This is a genomic window from Vibrio sp. OPT18 (assembly GCF_015163615.1).
In the GTDB taxonomy this organism is placed as follows: domain Bacteria; phylum Pseudomonadota; class Gammaproteobacteria; order Enterobacterales; family Vibrionaceae; genus Vibrio; species Vibrio coralliirubri.
The window spans coordinates 1-560 of the sequence record NZ_JADDYK010000068.1; the positions used below are offsets into that span (position 1 = coordinate 1).

Annotated in this window: 1 protein-coding gene; it reads left to right on the forward strand. The window is 35.4% G+C overall.

The features are described from left to right. The first annotated feature begins 29 nt into the window (after nucleotides 1-29). Entirely contained in the window at nucleotides 30-332 is a 303-nt protein-coding gene (locus IQQ51_RS18045) for a hypothetical protein (RefSeq protein WP_193841718.1), read from the forward strand. The last annotated feature ends 228 nt before the right edge of the window (nucleotides 333-560 follow it).

The following is a 560-nucleotide window of genomic DNA, read 5'->3' on the forward strand; positions in this document are numbered from 1 at the left end:
ACTTAACCCATTAAATAGGCATCAAAATAATGACAACTGAAATTAAAGAAGACGAGCTAGAAGAAAATTCAAACCAAGAAGATGACAGCATCGAAGTTAGAAAAGTGGTAATGTTGGTAGTTAGCATACTTTCAATACCTCAGGTTAGTGAAATGATCAAAGTCTTTATTGCAGGAAAAAAAGACCACACAATCAGTGTGATTATTGCGAAAACCTTATTAACTCTATCGATTGTAGTAGCGAGTACATGGCTTAGTTACCTTGGCTTGTTTAACTCAACTATGGGCGTGCTATTCGGCTCAATTGCAGGTTACATACTTAGCAATAAATAATGCAAAACAAGTGAATAAAATAACCATCAAATGAACGACCTTTATTGCTGAATATAGGTCGTTTTTTTATTTGCTTACGTGGTCGAAATAAGCCCTTTTAACGCCTTGGATGCACTTTGGATTTTTAGTTTTAAGTAAGTGTTTGTTTTTAAATTAATTTCTTTCGTTTTCCAAATCCGCGTGTTGGGAGTTCGAATCTCTCCACCCCTGCCATATTTAAGGCTCTAG

Coding starts and splice junctions, on each gene's coding strand:
- IQQ51_RS18045 (WP_193841718.1), top strand. CDS start 30: ATGACAACTGAAATTAAAGAAGACGAGCTAGAAGAAAATTCAAACCAA.